Annotated in this window: 15 protein-coding genes and 1 pseudogene; 6 read left to right on the top strand and 10 right to left on the bottom strand. The window is 66.6% G+C overall.

The genetic code is table 11. The annotated features are described in order from the left end of the window. Positions 1-55 precede the first annotated feature (55 nt). The 4 genes and pseudogenes from P7B02_RS15285 to P7B02_RS15300 form a co-directional block, all read right to left on the bottom strand. Entirely contained in the window at positions 56-919 is an 864-nt protein-coding gene (locus tag P7B02_RS15285) for a hypothetical protein (RefSeq protein WP_277787213.1), read from the bottom strand. An 87-nt stretch (positions 920-1006) separates the two neighbouring features. Beyond that, complete coding sequence (locus P7B02_RS15290; RefSeq protein WP_277787214.1) at positions 1007-1552, bottom strand: hypothetical protein; 546 nt, start codon at positions 1550-1552, stop codon at positions 1007-1009. A 320-nt stretch (positions 1553-1872) separates the two neighbouring features. Next, on the bottom strand, positions 1873-2295 hold the full coding sequence (locus P7B02_RS15295) for a CopG family transcriptional regulator (protein WP_277787215.1): 423 nt from the start codon (positions 2293-2295) through the stop codon (positions 1873-1875). A gap of 9 nt (positions 2296-2304) precedes the next feature. Further along, positions 2305-3330, bottom strand: a pseudogene (locus P7B02_RS15300) (type IV secretory system conjugative DNA transfer family protein); the annotation flags it as partial. Here P7B02_RS15300 and P7B02_RS15305 point away from each other — a divergent pair. After that, on the top strand, positions 3260-4819 hold the full coding sequence (locus P7B02_RS15305) for a hypothetical protein (RefSeq protein ID WP_277787570.1): 1560 nt from the start codon (positions 3260-3262) through the stop codon (positions 4817-4819). The pseudogene P7B02_RS15300 and the gene P7B02_RS15305 overlap by 71 nt on opposite strands. Positions 4820-4986: 167 nt before the next feature. Here P7B02_RS15305 and P7B02_RS15310 read toward each other — a convergent pair whose 3' ends face one another. After that, entirely contained in the window at positions 4987-5178 is a 192-nt protein-coding gene (locus tag P7B02_RS15310; RefSeq protein WP_277787216.1) for a hypothetical protein, read from the bottom strand. Positions 5179-5333: 155 nt separating this feature from the next. On the opposite strand from P7B02_RS15310, the gene P7B02_RS15315 reads away from it, so the two are divergent. Next, complete coding sequence (locus tag P7B02_RS15315) at positions 5334-5693, top strand: hypothetical protein (RefSeq protein WP_277787217.1); 360 nt, start codon at positions 5334-5336, stop codon at positions 5691-5693. 53 nt (positions 5694-5746) lie between these two features. On the opposite strand, the gene P7B02_RS15320 is transcribed toward P7B02_RS15315, so the two are convergent. After that, on the bottom strand, positions 5747-6157 hold the full coding sequence (locus tag P7B02_RS15320; RefSeq protein ID WP_277787218.1) for a hypothetical protein: 411 nt from the start codon (positions 6155-6157) through the stop codon (positions 5747-5749). A 324-nt stretch (positions 6158-6481) separates the two neighbouring features. On the opposite strand from P7B02_RS15320, the gene P7B02_RS15325 reads away from it, so the two are divergent. Next, positions 6482-7549 (top strand): aspartate-semialdehyde dehydrogenase, encoded by a 1068-nt coding sequence (locus tag P7B02_RS15325; protein ID WP_277787219.1) that lies wholly within the window; start codon positions 6482-6484, stop codon positions 7547-7549. A 49-nt stretch (positions 7550-7598) separates the two neighbouring features. Here the strand turns inward: P7B02_RS15325 and P7B02_RS15330 are convergent, their stop codons facing one another. The 3 genes from P7B02_RS15330 to P7B02_RS15340 are packed head-to-tail and all read right to left on the bottom strand — an operon-like array spanning position 7599 to position 12220. Continuing rightward, entirely contained in the window at positions 7599-10076 is a 2478-nt protein-coding gene (locus P7B02_RS15330) for a zinc-dependent metalloprotease (protein WP_277787220.1), read from the bottom strand. 53 nt (positions 10077-10129) lie between these two features. After that, positions 10130-11446 (bottom strand): MFS transporter, encoded by a 1317-nt coding sequence (locus P7B02_RS15335; RefSeq protein WP_277787221.1) that lies wholly within the window; start codon positions 11444-11446, stop codon positions 10130-10132. A 9-nt stretch (positions 11447-11455) separates the two neighbouring features. Continuing rightward, positions 11456-12220 (bottom strand): SDR family NAD(P)-dependent oxidoreductase, encoded by a 765-nt coding sequence (locus P7B02_RS15340; protein ID WP_277787222.1) that lies wholly within the window; start codon positions 12218-12220, stop codon positions 11456-11458. A 181-nt stretch (positions 12221-12401) separates the two neighbouring features. On the opposite strand from P7B02_RS15340, the gene P7B02_RS15345 reads away from it, so the two are divergent. The 3 genes from P7B02_RS15345 to P7B02_RS15355 all read left to right on the top strand — a co-directional run bounded on the left by P7B02_RS15345 (position 12402) and on the right by P7B02_RS15355 (position 15245). Continuing rightward, entirely contained in the window at positions 12402-13394 is a 993-nt protein-coding gene (locus P7B02_RS15345) for a D-cysteine desulfhydrase (protein WP_277787223.1), read from the top strand. After that, positions 13394-14143 carry an aspartate/glutamate racemase family protein gene (locus tag P7B02_RS15350; protein WP_277787224.1) on the top strand — a complete coding sequence of 250 codons (750 nt, stop codon included), beginning with the start codon at positions 13394-13396 and terminating at the stop codon, positions 14141-14143. Before P7B02_RS15345 ends, P7B02_RS15350 begins: the two co-directional genes overlap by 1 nt. A 181-nt stretch (positions 14144-14324) precedes the next feature. Further along, positions 14325-15245, top strand: coding sequence for a LysR substrate-binding domain-containing protein (locus tag P7B02_RS15355; protein WP_277787225.1), 921 nt, complete (start codon positions 14325-14327; stop codon positions 15243-15245). 33 nt (positions 15246-15278) lie between these two features. On the opposite strand, the gene ggt is transcribed toward P7B02_RS15355, so the two are convergent. Next, positions 15279-17042, bottom strand: a complete 1764-nt coding sequence (gene ggt, locus P7B02_RS15360; protein WP_277787226.1) for a gamma-glutamyltransferase — start codon at positions 17040-17042, stop codon at positions 15279-15281. Between the last annotated feature and the right edge of the window lie 12 nt (positions 17043-17054).

The raw sequence follows: 17054 nt of genomic DNA on the forward strand, positions 1-17054 counted from the left end.
CTGCGCCTCGTCTCGGCAGCCTTCTACACCGCGCTATCAGGTATGAGCGTAAGGGTCACTGAGCGGCAGGCAACTCATCGAGCCGGGAGAGGTCGAGCTCTACGACAATCGACTGCACGCTTTCGCGCTCGAGCGCGCAGAACTGACCGAGTGCCGACCAGAAGCTCCAGCCATTTTTCGTACCATAGAGCGCGATGGCGTCCGTTGTCCTCTCGTCGATCTCCATTTGGTCAGGTCCACCGAGGCGATGCGCCGAAAGCGCCTCGACCCGCCGCTTCACGTGCTCATCAGCGACGTTGTAGGCAGCGGTGAAATCGTCCCACCTGAGCAACAAGGTCCCCCGCTCCTCTTGGACATTGTCAGTCTCTCGAACCTTCTCGGCCCGTTCGACAACGGCGCAGATAAAGCCTCGGGTCTTCAGGTCCAACTTGGCGACCTGATCGAACAGGTGGTTGATTTCGTCGGCGGTCTCGAGGCGATGCTCTTCCTCGGGGGGCCAGTCGAGGACCTTACAGAACCGCTCCACCGTGACAGCCTTGGTCTGGCCGCCCCGGGCGGTGCCATCGATATAGACCTCGAGCATTCTCGTCGTAGCGTCGGTGAACAGCCCCTCGTGATCAGCCTTCATCTGCCGCATGCGTGCGACAGGCCATTCCACCTCGTTGTTGGTCTCAACATGATGGGGATAGCAAAGCAGGACGAGGTTGGGGACGGCGGCAAGCTCGTCCTCATCCATACCCTCTCGCCGACGTTCGCCCTTGACCCCCTCTATGTGGCAAATCTGGCCGATAAATTCGCCCTTGGCCGTGACCATAAGGGTGTTGCACCCGGGCATCGCGCAAAGATTACCGGACTTGGCGAAGATCTCACGGATGACCTCCTTGGTATGCGCTTTGCGCCTTGGCTCGCCGCTTCCCATGGTCTCACCTGGCCTTTCTGTCTTCGTGTCGACGAGACGCCGCTCTGTATGCGCGACGGTTTCCCATTGCTGGCCCCTTCGGGGCGATCACAGCGCCTGCGCCGTGATCCAGTCGCGGACGACGAACAGATAATCACTGTGTGAAAGATCGTCCGGATCCAGCCGATGGCCCGCCACCAACTGGGCGATCTCGGCCTGGAAACGACGATAGTCGTCGCTCATGACGTTGGCGCTCGGCAGCGGCGCAGCGTTGTGGGGCCGGTGATCGGACAGCCAGTTGCGAACGCAGCGAATGGCCTGCTCGGGGTCATTGCGGTGATGCTCGATATCCTGCCCGCTAATGTCGGAAAGGGCCCGATCATACCTGTGGCGCTCCGCGTCGAGGATAAGGGCGCGCTTGGTCCGATGGGCCTTCTCACCCAGCAGGCGCGCACCCAGATGGATGCCCAACTCCATCGGCATGTTGAAGCGCGGCAGATCGCCATCGACCACCTCGACCCGCGACAGGTCGTGAATGCCCCAGGCGCATTCTCCAATCATCCTGGCGATCTTGGCGATGCGCACCTCGGCCCCATCGGTGGAGTCCAAAGCGCAGCGCGGCTGATAGCCGGACGCAATGACGGCGAACACCATGGCCCGCAAGATGGGCTGGTAAGCGTCGTCGAACGGGCAGTTGATGAAGACGGACTTGGCGGGATTAAGACTTGGCGGCTTCGCCACGCTTCTGCTCGGCTTGCTGTCGTAACTCGTCCCTAAGGGCCTTCGACAACTCCGAACGATGACCGCGCACCGGCATGATCTTGATCCCGCGGTACGTCACGGCGTCGTCCCAATTGGAACGGCGGGTGTCCGACGAGTTCTTGGCCTTGGCAGTCATGGTCTGAGTATGGGCGATCCGAGTTGCGGTTTCAACGTTCACAGAGGCGCATGACCCTCTGCCGAAACGTCTTTGATCAAGCGGTTTCACGATTCTGCGGCTCCTCCAAAGGTAGTTCTCGCGACAGCCTGCGACCACTGGCTAGGCGACGGCCCAAGGCTTCCACAAAGGCGTCGTAGCGCGCCGCGCCGCGAGCGCGGGCGGCGGGCTTGGCGTCTTCGGCGATTGGCGGCGAGGCCTGAAGCCAGTGACGAATGAACAGCGCCAGGGTCTCCAGGACGATGGCGGCGTCCCGCTCGCCGCGGTCCATTTGGCGGCCCAACCGGTCCAACCGCCGCAACAGGGCGGCGTCGCGTGCCTCGTCAACTGCCGGCGCCACATAGGCCGCGATCGCCGCCTCGGCCACGAGCGATAGCGAGCGCCCCTTGTCCTCGGCGAAGGCGGTCAGAGCCGATAGGGTTTGGGTCTCGAGATAGACCGAAAGGCGCGCCTTTCGCATGGCCTCCTCCTAAAGCTCGATGCCGTCATCACGATCGAGCCCCGCCTGACGCGCCAGGCGCGCCGCCCAGTCCGGCGCTTCCACGTTCTGCTCGTCGCCGTCGAAGTTGAACTCGTCGACTATCTCCACCTCTGTCGTCGCCACATCGGGCGCCTCTGGCTCCAGGCTTTGGCGTACTCCGCCCTCCTCCTCCGCCATCTCGCTCGGAACCTCGGGCGGGGCGATGTTCGCCCACGGATTGGCGATCACCGGCAAGACTTGGGTCGTGGGCGGCTTGAAGATCCTCGCCTGCAGATTTGGGTCGGCGTAGTAGCGCGCCTTGCGCGCCATGATCGGCGGCGAACCCGCCACCATCACCAAGGCCTTGTCAGCGGGGAGTTGCATCACCTCGCCAGGGGTGAGCAGCGCCCTCGCCGTCTCCTGGCGGCTGACCATGACATGGCCTAGCCAAGGACTGAGGCGATGGCCCGCGAAGTTTTGCATGGAGCGCCGCTCCGTGGTCGTGCCCAGGGCGTCGGAGATCCGCTTGGCGGTGCGCTCGTCGTTGGTCGCGAAAGCGATCCTCAGGTGACAGTTGTCGAGAATGGCGTTGTTGGCGCCGTAAGCTTTCTCGATCTGGTTGAGGCTTTGCGCGATCAGGAAGGCGCGAAGGCCGTAGCCCGCCATGAAGGCCAGAGCGCTTTCGAAGAACTCCATCCGGCCCAGGGCTGGAAACTCGTCCAGCATGAAGAGCACGTCACGCTTGCGCGTCGTACTCATCTTCTCGGTCAGTCGACGAAGGATCTGGTTCAGAACCAGGCGCATCAGCGGTCGCGTGCGGGACAGGTCGGACGGCGGCACCACCAAGTAGAGGCTGATCGGCTTGTCCGCTTCGATCAGGTCGATGATCGAGAAGTCGCTGCGGCTCGTCACCTTGGCGACCACCGGCTCCTTGTAGAGGCCCAGGAAGGACACGGCGGTCGATATGACCCCTGAACGTTCGTTCTCCGACTTGTTGAGGACCTCGCGGGCCGCTGCGGCGACCACCGGATGCACCAATCCGGAAGGACTGCACCTCGACCTGATGGCCGCGCCGGGCACCGACCTGATGGAGCTGAACACCGTATTCGCCGCTGCAAGCCTCCTTGAGGTGAGCGAGGGCGGCGACCCGTCGTCCACGCCGGCGATGGTGGTCAGCCTGCGTGTGCCGAACGACGGCGCGGCCATGCACCACCTGAGGATCACCGAGGCAAATGGCGCCTGGGCGCAGTTCTCCGACGCCAATCGACGGGTCCTGGCCGAACTGCTTCTATCGCGACTGCAAGCGCCAATTCAGCTTTGGCCGCAGCAGGTTGCGCCACCCGCACACACCACAGCGGGCCTGGCCAACGAGTTGCGGGCCCTGGCGACCGCACCGCCCACTGTCGGCTTCGTCGATCTGGTCAGGCGCACGTCGCTCGACCCCTCCAGGGATTTCAGGGCCGCCGATCTGACGGGCGTCGATTTTCGAGGGCAAGACATCACGGCCTTCGATCTACAAGGCGCCATAACTGAAGGCGCGCTGTTTGATGACCAGCAAACGCCGATCCGAAGCCAGGCCCGCCCGGACCAGCCCTTCGAGTGGGCGAGCCTGTCGCCGATCGCGCCTCAAGCGGTGGAACGCATTTCGCGGCAATTGGGCGGTTCGTTCCGCCGCAACCGCTTTCTTGAAGCCCAACTGATGCACGGGGCGGTGTCTTGGAACGACGCCGACCATCACAGGTCCCGGGCCGCCATCCGCGAGACGGTACTCCGGCAGCGCGGGCTGGCCGCTTTCGTGCGCATTGAGTCCCCACTCGAACTGCGCATGGCGCAAATTCTGGCTGAAGAATTGAAGAGCAATTCTGAGGCGGCCGGCATGCTGTTTGTCCAGGCGCCGCCATCTCGATCCATGAAGGAGCCGACAAAGCGGGCCCTAGAAGAGTTCTCGCTGCAGCATATCGACATCGCCTGGATATCCTTCGACGGCGCGCCAGAGACCCCGTCGCTCGGCGTCCATCCCATCCCCCCGCCGCATCGCTCGCGCCGGGCGCTCGACGACTATGCGCCGACCCTGCTTGGCCGGATCGCATCGGCGGGGCCACCTAGCGAAGTGCGGGCATTTCAGAATCCCCTGCTTGCTGTTGATCAGCGACGACGGCTCCCGCTCCATCTGTTCGGCGCAGCGTCGTCGCCGCAAGATCCAGTGCTGGACCTGATCAGGACTGCTCCACACCTAGCCTTTGACGAGGGACGTGGTCAGACGTTCCTGATAATCGCCGAAGACAACGTCTGGGGCCAACATGGCGAGCGTCTCGCTAGTCGGCTTCCATTCGCCAATGTCTACGGTAGGAAGCTCGCCGCTGGCGAAAAGGGTGTTTTCATTATCGGGGCGGCCACCGACGCTCCAGTTTGGGGTCTATTGCTGGAGACCGCGGCCGACTTGGATGCACCAACGAGGCACGGCGTGGTCATCCACCGCGCACGGCGCGCGGGCGACCCGGTCGGCCCGCTGTCATCGCGCTAAACTCCGACTGGCAATTGAGGCGGCGATAGCCGAGGCTGTTCAACTAACGCGCCGCACCGTCCAAGCGGAGGAGCCGAACAGCTCTCGCCTCACTTCAGCTGCGGCGGAAAATCCGGTTCGAACTCTGAATTCTCTGGCTTGGCGCCGAAGGTCGCCTCCCCGCCCTGTCACGCGTAGCGGTCCCTCAGGGTCGAGTAGGTGTAGAAGCGAATCTTCCGCTTATCGGTGTCGAAGGCCATGAAGCGCAGCCGTCCGGCGCCGCCATTGGCCGAGCCCGGTTTGCGGTCGGCGCCGACGGTGTCGCCCTGATAGACCTGAACCAGTTGATAGACGGGGAGACCGGCGTCGTTGCGATCCATCCGCAATTTCTCGCAGTACGACACGCCTCACGCGGGCCTGATGTAGTCATGGCCGGCCTAGACGACGAAGATCGAGGCCTCATCTATGCCAGCAGAACCTGCGTGGAGCTCGGCCTCACCGGCTTCGCGCTCGATTTCACAAGCGTGCTTTTCAAATGACCCTGACCGACATGTGGCGTGAGAACATCCGAAACGGCGTCGAGGCGCTGGGCTTTCAGGTCCTGCGTCTGCAAGGCAAGCCGCCGCAGTTGATCGCCGAGGCGGGCCAGCAACGCCTGGCGCCCAGCGTCCTGCGGTCGGCGTTCGCGGCCATCGAGCTCGACAAACTGGTCGGCGCCGATCCGCATCTCGCCGCCTTGGAGCGACCGCGCGCCGCCCTCCTGGACGCGATCGAGATAGACCCCGCCATCGCGCAGATGGCCGCCTACCAGGCCGCACTCGCCGAGGCGCTCTGGCGCAAGGTCGCTTCGGACCCTGAGACGATCATCGCTGAGATGGCCGCACCCCACTTTTAGCCGCGGCGGCTAGCCGCTCGGACGCCCATAGACGCTGAAGACCGGACGACCGTTCAGCCGCGCAGCGGCCCGTCCAGGAAGCCCTCGTCGAAGAGCTGCATCTCCTCGTCGTCAAGACCGCTTTGCGCCTCCAGGCGCGGCGCATATCGGTGGCCAAAGGCGCTGAGGACAGCCAGCCCCTCCTGGGAGACAGGATTCTGCTCACGCACATAGATGCGCGCCCAGCGCAGCCAACGCCGCAGCCCGGCATCGCTGGTCGCCTTGGACGCCGCCGCGACGGCGTCGATCAGGCGCTCCATTTTGAGAACCTCCTCCAACTGTTGGGCGATGCGCTCGAAGGCGTCTTCGCGCTCATTGCGCTCACACTGGCGGTCGTACTTCGCCCGCGCCCGTGCAAGCACCACCTCGAATGACTCTGAGGCCTCCGTCTGGCGGCTCTGGCCGCTCGTCTTGCGTCTGCTCACGATCGCTCCCTGGCCCTCGCGCGACGTCCGCCATAGTTGAGACGATCCACGAGCGCCGATCCTGAGCGCCAAGGAGGCGGCGCGCACCTTCAACGGGCGGCGAGCGCTTTACCTTTGCCGACGGCGTCGCTAGAAGCCTCGCCGATGACTTTTGCGACGACCAAAGCGATTACCCGCAAAACGACCCGCCTCGGCGGGGCGTGGGCGGGTGCGCGCGTGGTCTGACGACAGCGAGCATCCGCAACCAGCCCCGCCGATGCGCGGGGCGGTTCTCATTTCCAGAGACCTGAAGCTCCCGCGCCTCCGCACCCTAGGAGACGAAGAATGAGCCTTGAGTTTTCGCCATCCCATCCGCCGCGTGTCGGCGTCGTCGGCGCCACCGGCCTGGTCGGCGGCATGATGCTGAAGCTGCTGGAGGAGCGCGGTTTCCCGATCGCGCAGCTGCGCCTGTTCGCTTCGGCCCGCTCGGCGGGCAAGCCCATCGCCTGGCGCGGCCAAGAGGTCCTGGTGGAGGATGCGGCGACCGCCGATTTCACCAGCCTCGACATCGTGTTCTTCTCGGCCGGCGGCGAGACGTCCAGGGCGCTGGCGCCCAAGGCGGCCGCGGCCGGCGCCGTCGTCATCGACAACTCCTCGGCCTGGCGCTCGGACCCTCAGGTCCCGCTGGTGGTCGCCGAGGTCAATCCGCAAGCTCTGCGCACGATCCCCAAGGGCATCGTCGCCAATCCCAACTGCACCACAATGGCCGCCATGCCGGTGCTTGGCCCCCTGCACCAGGCGGCCGGCCTCAAGCGCTTGACGGTGAGCACCTACCAGGCCGCTTCGGGAGCCGGGGTCGAGGGCATCGAGGTGCTGACCGAGCAGCTGGCCGCCGGTCTGGCCGGCGATGTGGGCGCGCTTGCCGTGTCGCCCGACGCGGTCGCCCTGCCCCAGCCGCGCAAGTGGGTCTCGCCGTTGGCTTTCAACGTCGTGCCCTTGAACTACGAGCTGACAGAAGACGGCTACACCGAAGAGGAGCTGAAGCTGCGCGACGAGTCGCGCAAGATTCTCGACCTCCCCGACCTACCGGTGGTCGGCACCTGCGTGCGCGTGCCTGTCTTCACCGGCCACGCCCTGTCGATCAACGCCGAGTTCGACCGAGCCATCGACGTGCAGGCGGCGGTTGCGCTGCTGCAAGGCGCCCCGGGGGTCGTGCTCGATGAAGCGCCAAACCCGCTGGCCGCCACCGGACAGGACCCGGTCTTTGTTGGCCGCATCCGCAAGGACCCCACCGTAGCGCACGGCCTGGCCCTGTTCGTGGCCGCCGACAATCTGCGCAAGGGCGCGGCCTTGAACGCCGTGCAGGTGGCCGAGGTCCTGCTGCAGATTGGTCTGGCCCGCAGCGCGGCCTGACAGACGGCCGCCGCGCCGCCGTAAGTCGACGGCGCGGCGGTCCCGCCTGCTACTGGTCGAGCGCTTGGGCGGCCCCGCTAACGGGCGCGCAGAACCAGCAATCCTCACCGATCGGGCTTCCAGGCGGGGTCTTGGGACGCGGGGCCTTCTCCGAGGCGAAGCGCGAGAGCGCCGCCCGGTCGCCCTTGGCCAGCATCTGTCCAAGCTGGCGGCCGTAGGCGCCGGCCTCGCCCTGCGGCGCCTCGGCGCTCAGAGCCGCTCCGGTCCTGGCCAGGACGGCCTCCAGCGACGCCGCCGCCGTTGGGCTCAACGCCTTGTCACCCAGCAGGTCCGCCAGATCGCCGATCAGGCGCGCCTGTTGGCGACGACGAAGCTCGGCCAGGCGCGGCGCCTCGGGACGCGCCTTGACCTGATCAAAGAGCGCCGCCGCCAGCTCGTCGAGACCCAGCTGACCTGCGTCGCGCCGGGCCTGCTCCTGGACGCGGTTGATGCGGTCGACCTCGAGCAGTTGGCCAAACACCATCTCCGAGGCCACCAGCGCTGCGCCCACCGGATCGAAGACCGGTCCGCCAAGGGTGTCGAGGAGTTCGATCTCGAACTGTCGGTCCATAGTTCCGGACTGGGCCTGGGATAACAGGCCGATCAGCTCATCGCGGGTGTCGAGCAGGGCCGGATCGAGGCTTTGACGCAAGGCCGCCAGGGCGCGCCGTTGCGCCGCCGCGTCGATGACGCTCGCCGCCTCCTGGCCCTCGCCCGCGACCGCGTAGCGGTAGTCGACCCCGCCCACCTGCTTGGCGACCGCGTCGATCTGATAGCGATGGAACAGATAGATCGGCACGAAGACGCGACGAAGATCGGCCACGGGCGCCCCAGCGGGAATGTTCCCAAGGCCAAAGCGCGACAGGGCGATCTTGCGCACCGCCAGCACATTGGCGAGCTCCTCGACGGGATCCGACCCATTGTCCCATTGGGTGCTGGCCGGATGCTCGGCGTCGGCGATGAAGCGCATGCCGCCCTGCCCCGCCTCGCGGGCGATGGCGTCGAGGGCCTTGGGAGCGTCCACGCCCGGGGCGAACTGGCTATAGAGCCAGCGCACCGAGAACTTGTCCCAGGCGCCGGCCCCGCGGACGTAAGCGTCGGAGAGGTCCAGGCGCCCGTCGCGCACGCGGATCAGCGGGCCCGGATAGTCCATGGAGGAGGCCCGGCCGGCGAAGGTGCTGCCGGCGAAATTGTGCGAAAAGCCCAGGGCGTGGCCGGTCTCGTGCATGCCCAGTTGGCGGATGCGCGCCAGGGCGATGGTCACAGGGTCGTTCGGACCACCCTTGCCTGACTGTCCTGCGCCGAGCAGGCCCTCGAAGATCAACTTGTCTTGCCGCACGCGAAGCGAGCCCAGCTGGACGACGCCGCGGACGATCTCGCCGGTTCGGGGATCGACGATGGTCTGGCCCGTCGACCAGCCGCGGGTCTGGCGATGGATCCAGTGGATGACATTGTAGCGGGCGTCCATGGGATCGACCCCTTCGGGGAGGACCTCGACGCGGAAGGCGTCGATGAAGCCGGCCGCCTCGAAGGCCTGGCTCCACCAGTTGGCCCCTTCCACCAGCGCGCCGCGGATTGGCTCGGGCGCGGCGCGGTCCACATAGAAGACGATCGGCTTCTTGACCCTGGAGCGGGCGGCCGATGGATTGACCTTCTCCAGCCGAAAACGCCGGGCCAGGCGATTGACCACCGGCGCGTCCAGCGGCGCGGCGTAGTTGTTGAACAAAACCTGCACCGAGGTGCCGGTGCGCGGATCGTGGATGCGCGGCTCGAACCCGGGCTCGGGCAGTTTGACGAACGAGTGGTGCACGGTGAGCGTCACGGCGCGGGCGTCGGGCGCCACAGCGCGCACCTCGGGGCCGGGATCGTCGGCGGTGAAGGTCTGGACCGCGTCGAACTCCAGGTTTTGCGCAAAGACCCCGACCTTTTGCAGGTCGAGGTAGCTGAGCGCCGGCGCCAGGCGATAGCCGCCTTGCCGGCGGGCCTTGAGGCGCGCGGCGACGTCCAGGGCGTCCTGGGCCAGGAAGCTGGAGAAATCGACGAGCACCGCGCCATCCGCCTGTTCAGCGATGACGTCGCCGCTCCACAGGGTCGAGACGGCGAAGGAGTTTCGCACGGCGGTCACCTCATCGGCGGTGCCGCCGTCGGCCCGAAAGCCGTAGTTCTCCGCCTGCAGGAGGACCTTCTTGCCGACGCGGCGCAGGACCACCACCTGGGTGCGGCCGCTTTCGGCCCGGTCCAGGCCGATGGGGGTGGAGCCCAGGCCGGTCGACAGGCCGGCCTGATAGAGGAAGCGGGCCGACACCCCGTCGGGGCCCGCCTTGGGCACGGCGATCAAAACCTTGCCGGCCTTGACGTCCACATAGGTCTCAAGCAGGCCCTTTTGGACCTGAGCCGAGGCGGCGGCCTTGCGCCAGTCGTCGGCGGGCTCGGCGGCCTGCGCCGCCGCGCTCGCGCCGAGCGCGCCTATGGCTGCGCCGATGATCAAAAATCGACGAAGGCTCCTAGCCTGCATGATCGCCCCCAAATGCTGCGATGAACCTAGTGGATGAATGCGCCTCTGCGCCGCGACCACAGCAGCACGGCCAAGGTCGCGACGGCGCAGGCGGTGACGTAGAAGCTGGGCGCGATGGCCGCGCCGGTCTGACGCACGAGGAAGGTGGAGATGAACGGGGCGAAGCCGCCGAAGATCATAACCGCGCCATTGTAGCCCACCGACAGCGCCGTGTAGCGCACGGTGGTGGGAAAGAGCGTGCAAAGCACGGTGGGCGCAGCGCCGTTGTAGAGGCCGTAGAGCGCCCCCGCCACGATGGCGACCGTCGCCAGTGCCGGCAAGCTCTGGGCCTGCGCCAACAGCATGAAGAGCGGAATGCTGAAGAGGGCGAAGCCGCTTGCAGACGCGATCAGGGGCCAGCGGCCGCCCCAGCGGTCCAGCGCCAGTCCCGACAGGGGCACGATCGCCAGATTGGCCAGGGAGGCGCAGATGGTGCCGGTCAGGGCTAGGGTCGGCGCCATGCCCAGAGACTGGGCCGCAAACGTCGGCAAGAAGGTGATGAACACGTAGCTGGCCACCGTCCAGATCATCGTCAGCCCAAAGCAGACGAGCACCGCCTCGCGATGAGTGGTCAGGGCGACGCGAAGCGGCGCGGCGGGGATGCGCTTTTCGCGCGCCGCAGCCAGATACTCGGGGGATTCCTCCACCCGCGAGCGCAGGTAGTAGCCGATGGGCGCCAGGATGAAGCCGACGAGGAACGGCAGGCGCCAGCCCCAGGCCTGTAAGTCTTCCGGCGACAGCACCGAATTGAGCAAGAGCGCCGAGCTGATCGCCAGGATTTGGGCCAGGCCCGTGCTGACCTGCTGCAGGCTGCCATAGAAGCCGCGCCGTCCCGGCGGCGCGTGCTCCACGAGGAAGGTGGTCGCCCCGCCCCACTCGCCGCCGGTGGAGAAGCCCTGCAAAAGCCGGAAGATCACCAGGAGGATCGGCGCCCACACGCCGATGGCGCCATAGGACGGCACCAGGCCGGTCAGGCCGGTGGCCACGGCCATCAAGGTGATGGTCAGGGCCAGCGCCGCCTTGCGGCCATGGCGGTCGCCATAGCTGCCCAGGACCATCGCCCCCACCGGCCGCATCAAAAAGCCGACGCCGTAGGTGGCGAAGCTGGCGAGGATCGACACCACCGGGTCCGTGGACGGGAAGATCGCCCGACCGATCTGCACGGCGAAGTAGCCGTAGACGCCAAAGTCGAAGAGCTCGAAGAGATTGCCCAGCAGACAGGCCGTGATCGCCTTGCGCCGCGTCGCCGCGCTGAGCGGCTCGGCGGCGGGGACGGATCCAAGCGTCTCGGTGGGCAGCGTCACGGCCGCGCCTCAGACCTGATACTGCAAGCCGTCGACCACGAAGTCCTGGCCGGTGATGAAGCAAGGCTCGCTGGCGGCCAAGAAGCGCACCAGTTGGGCGACGTCGGCCGGCGTGCCGACGCGGCGAAGGGCGATGCCGTCGCGGGCGATCTTGTCGCCCCGCTCGCGGATGACGCTGTTGCCGTTGATCTCGGTCTGGATGAGGCCGGGGCACACGGCGTTGATCAGGATGTCCGGCCCCAGCTCCTTGGCCAGGGCGCGGGTCATGCCGAGGATGCCCGCCTTGGCGGCGGCGTAGGCGAAGCGGCTGACGGCGGCGGTGACCCCGCCCGAATGGGCGTTGAGGGAAGAGATGCTGATGATGCGACCGCCGCCCTGCTGCAGCATGATCGGCGCCGCCGCCTGGATGTAGTTGAAGCAGCTCTTCAGATTGACGGCGATGGCCGCGTCGAACTCGTCCTCGGTGATCTCCAGGATTCCCTGGGGCGCCGAGCGGCCGGCGTTGTTGACCAGCACGTCCACGGCGCCGAACTCCGAGCGCGCCGCCTCGACCACCGTCTTGGCGGCCGCATGATCGGCCACATCGGCCCGCCGCCAGATGGCGCGGCGGCCGAGCGCCTCGATCTCGCGCATGGTCGAGGTCATCTCTTTTTCGAGCAGATCGACCAGGACGATGTCGAAGCCGGCCTCAGCCAGGGCCAGAGCGCAGCCTCGGCCGATCCCGCGTGCGCCGCCGGTGACGATCGCCACCTTCGCCCTGTCCACAATGCGCATCTCAACTCCAATCACGATTACACAATACAGAATGATTGGAGGATTTTTACTTATCGCGCAATGATCTGAATTAGCCGTTTATTGATGAGTAGAGATTTTGCAATCAACAAGTTTTACTGATGATTGTTGACAGGACAGGCTGACGGTAGTCCCAAACGCGCATCGTCTCGGAGACCGCCCCATGAATCTCGCCAAGTTCGCCCGACGCCGCTACACGCCCGCCCCCACCCCGCTCGAGGCGATGCCGCGCCTGTCGGCGGCCCTGGGCGGACCCAACCTCTTCATCAAGCGCGACGACCTGACGGGCCTGGCCAGCGGCGGCAACAAGACCCGCAAGCTGGAGTTCCTGGTGGCGGAGGCGCTGGCCAAGGGCTGCGACACCCTGGTCACAGTGGGGGCGGTTCAATCCAATCACTGCCGCCTCACCCTGGCGGCCGCGGCCAAGGAAGGCCTCAAATGCCGCCTGGTGCTGGAGCAGCGCGTGGCCGGCAGCTACGACCCCAAGGCCAGCGGCAACAACTTCCTGTTCGACCTGATCGGGGCGGAGGCCATCACCGTGGTCGACGCCGGCGCTGATCTGTCCGAAGCCATGGCCAAGGTCGCCGACGAGGTCGAAAGCCTTGGCCGCAAGGCCTATCTGATCCCCGGCGGCGGCTCCAATCCCCTGGGATCGATGGGCTATGTGGCCTGCCTGGAGGAGACCCTGTCCCAGTGCTTCGACATGGGGTTGGCGCTCGACCACCTGGTCTGCGCCAGCGGCAGCGCCGGCACCCATGCCGGCCTCCTGGCCGGCGCCGTGGGGGTCAATGCCGGCCTGCCGATCACTGGGATCAATGTGCGTCGGCCGCGCGCCGAACAGGAAGGTAATGTGCTTGACCTGGCCCAGCGGACCGCCGCCCTGGCCGGCGTCGCAACCCCGATCAAGGCTGAAGCGGTCACCTGCCTCGATGACTGGGTCGGCCCTGGCTATTCGCTGCCCACCGAGGAGATGATCGAGGCGGTGCGGCTGCTGGCCAGCCTTGAGGGGATCTTGCTGGACCCGGTCTATACCGGCAAGGCGATGGCGGGCCTGATCGGCCTTTGCCGCGCCGGCCACTTCAAGAAGACCGACAACGTGCTCTTCGTGCACACCGGCGGCGCGCCGGCGCTCTACGCCTACCAGTCGATCTTCTGATGAGCCGCGCCGCCTTGAGGGTCGGCGTGCTCGGCGGAATGGGGCCGGCGGCGACCATCGATCTGATGGGCGCGGTGCTGCGTCTGTCCAAGGGCGCAGTGGAGCAGGACGGTTTGCGCTTGCTGGTCGACAGCAATCCGGCGGTCCCCGACCGCAATGAAGCCCTTTTGCGCGGCGGCCCGTCGCCGGGACCGACGCTGGCGGCCATGGCGCGAGGTTTGGAGACCGCCGGCGCCGACTTCCTCGTCATGTCGTGCAACACCGCCCACGCCTTCCAGTACGATATCGAGCGCGCCGTCCGCATCCCCTTCGTCAGCATGATCGAGGAGGCCGTGGCCGCCGCCGCAGCGGCGGCCGATCCGGGCGCGGCGGTCGGGCTCCTGGCCGCCGACGGCTGCCTGCAGGCCGATCTCTACGGGCCGCAACTGGCCCGGCGCGGCCTGTCGTGCGTGACCCTCGAGGCGCCAGACCAGGCGCGGTTCATGCAGCTGGTCTATGCGATCAAGCGCGGCGACCTCAGTCTGGGCGTATCCGACGCTATGGCCGCCTTGGCCGAACGCCTGCGTCAATGCGGCGCCCAGGTGATCATCGCCGCCTGCACCGAAGCGCCACTCGTCCTCCACGAAGGCATGACCGACGCGCCCCTGATCGATTCCACCGGCGCCCTGGCGCGCGCGATCGTCGATTACGCTCGCCATGACAGGCCCCTGCCGCCCCCTTTCAGCGAGACCGAAGTCGGTCGCGCCTAAGGGTCTGCGACCGCCGGCCGCAGCCGCGGCGCCCAAGAGGCAGGCGCCGCGTTCAGGTCGTTGCGGCAGAAACGTCATAAATGGCACAGCGAGTAGCGTTCGACGGGCTGAACGACATTCTCGTTGCTGAACGATGAACCTTGTGCGTACGCTTTGACCTCGGAACCTCGAGAGGTTGGCGATGACGCTGGAGCAGCTCAGGATTTTCGTGTGCGTGGCCGAGCGTCTCAACATGACGCGCGCCGCCGAGGTCTTGCACATTACCCAGTCGGGGGTGAGCGCCTCCATCAGCGCCCTTGAGAACGCCTACGGCACCACCCTGTTCGACCGCGTGGGTCGACGCATTGAGCTCTCAGTGGCCGGCCAGGCCTTCCTGGTCGAGGCCGAGAAGGTGCTCAATCAGGTGCGCGACGCCCAGCGCACCTTGTCCGATCTGAGCAATCTGCGCCGCGGCACCGTGTCGATCTGCGCCAGCCAGACCATCGGCAATTACTGGCTGCCGCCGATCATCGCCGAGTTCAACGCCGGCTTCCCGCACCTGTCCATAGACCTGCACATCTCCAACACCGCCGGCGTGGCGCGCATGGTGCAGGACGGCGACGCCGAGCTGGGCTTTGTCGAAGGCGCCTATGGCGACTCCGGCCTCACCGGCTTTGACATCGACGGCGACCGCCTGGGCATCTTCGTGCGCCCGGACCATCCTTGGGCTCATCGCGCGCCAAGCCTCGACGCCCTGGCGCGCGGTTCATGGGTGCTGCGAGAATCCGGCTCGGGCACCCGGTCCGAGTTCGTGGGCGCCCTGAAGCGCCTTGGGGTGGATATGAGCCAACTCAAGGTCCGCCTGGAGCTGCCGACCAATGAAGCCGTCCGCGCCGCCGTCCTGGCGGGGGTCGGGGCCGGCGCCTTGTCGGAGCTTGTGGTCCAGGACGCCGAGGCCTCCGGCGCCTTGGTGCGTGTGGCGATCGACCTGCCCCGGCGGGCCTTCAGCATGCTGCGCCATCACGACCGCAAGCTCAGCCGCGCCGCAGAGATGTTCCTCAAGGGCCTTCCTCAGCCGCGCTTCGCCGAGTTTGGCGCCCTTCGCCTGGTGGCGGCGGGCTGATCACGGGGCCGCCGAAGCGGCCCCGCATCTTGCCTAGTATTGCTTGACCCCGATCGCCGCCGAATCTGGCCGGCGGGTGTCGGCGGCGCCGTAGAAGACGCCGTCCGGTCCGATCATGATCGACTGGGTGCTGCCGATGATCTGCGAGCGCTCGACCTTGTGGCCCTTGGCCTCCAGGCCGGCCACCAGGTCCTGCGGGATCGCCTCCTCCAGCTGAAGCGGACCGTCCACGCCCGACTGATAGATGCGCGGGCGCTGGGCGGCTTCTGCGATGTTGAGCTTGAAGTCGATGAGGTTGACCAGCATCTGCACCATGGTGCCGACGATGGTGCCGCCGCCCGGCGTGCCGGTGGCCACCCACGGCTTGTCGTCCTTGAAGACGATGATCGGCGAGATGGTCGACTGGGCGCGTTTGCCCGGCTCGATCTTGTTGCCAAGGCTGGTCGGCCTTGGATTCCAATCGAAATTGCCCAGCGAGTTATTGAGCAGGAAGCCAGTGCCCGGGGCCACCACGTGCGCGCCGAAGGAGGCGGTCAGGGTGTAGGTGTTGGACACCACATTGCCGTCCTTGTCGGCCACCGAGTAATGGGTTGTGTCGGGGCTCTCGAAGCTATGCGGGTCCAGACCCGGCAGGCTGCGCGAGTCCAAGGAGCGGTCCATGGAGATCAGCTTGGCGCGCTCCTGGGCGAAGGCCTTGCTGGCGATGCCCTCGGCGGGGGTGCGCCATTGCGGTCCGCCGCCGCTATAGCGGCGGTCCACCGTGGCGATCTTCAAAGCCTCGGCGATCAGGTGCATGGAGGCCACATTGCCCTGCCCCATCTGGGCGATCGGGAACTGCTCGATGATGTTCATGGCCTCGGCGACGCTGGAGGCGGCGGAGGTCGGCGGCATGTAGGCGATCTTCATGCCCCGGTAGTCCGACCAGATCGGCTCCAGGACGTTAGCCTTGTAGGCGGACAAATCCTCCAGGGTGATGATCCCGCCGCCGGCCTTGATCCCGGCGACCAGCCGCTCGGCGACCGGTCCCTTATAGAAGCCGTCCGCCCCCCGCGCCTGGATGTGGCGCAGCGTCCAGGCCAGGTCCGGGCTTTTGAACACATCCCCTGGCCGGTAGGGCGAGCCGTCGGCCTTGAAGAAAAGTTTGTAGGCGCCGGGATCCTTCGACATGGCGCTCTTTCGGCGCGCCAGGGCGTCGGCCTCGTCGTCGCTCATGACGATGCCTTTGACGGCCAGATCGATGCTCGGCTGGATCAGATCCTTCCAGGGCAACTTGCCAAAGCGCTTGTGCGCCTCAAATAGCCCCGCGACCGTGCCGGGCACCGTCACCCCCTTGAACGACTGGACCTTGTCGGGCGCCACCTTCTGGTCGGGTCCGAGCAGGAAGCCGGGCGTCACGCCCAGGGGCGCTTGGCCGTAGTACTCGATGGCGATGGTCTTCTTGCTGGCCGCATCGTGGATGAGCATGTAGCCGCCGCCGCCGATATTGCCCGCCCGCGGCAGGGTCAGGGTCTCGGCGATGCCCACCGCGACCGCGGCGTCCACCGCATTGCCGCCCTTGGCCAAGATGTCGGCGCCGACCTTGGCCGCCAGCTTGTTCTGGGCCACCACCATGCCGTCGCGGCCGACGGTGGGATGGTGGATGGAGCCGTAGCCGATCAAATCCCCGCCGGTGCGCGACAGGGCGGCGGCGGGCGCTTCTTCCTGGGCCCACGCCGGCGTGGTTCCGACCAGGCTGAGGCTGAGCATCGTCGCCAGGGCGAAGCGCGAGACCGTGTTCGTATGCGTTTTTCTGTTCATTGATTTCCCCGT

Origin of the sequence: Caulobacter segnis, assembly GCF_029543125.1 — a bacterium.
GTDB classification, from domain to species: Bacteria; Pseudomonadota; Alphaproteobacteria; order Caulobacterales; family Caulobacteraceae; genus Caulobacter; species Caulobacter segnis_D.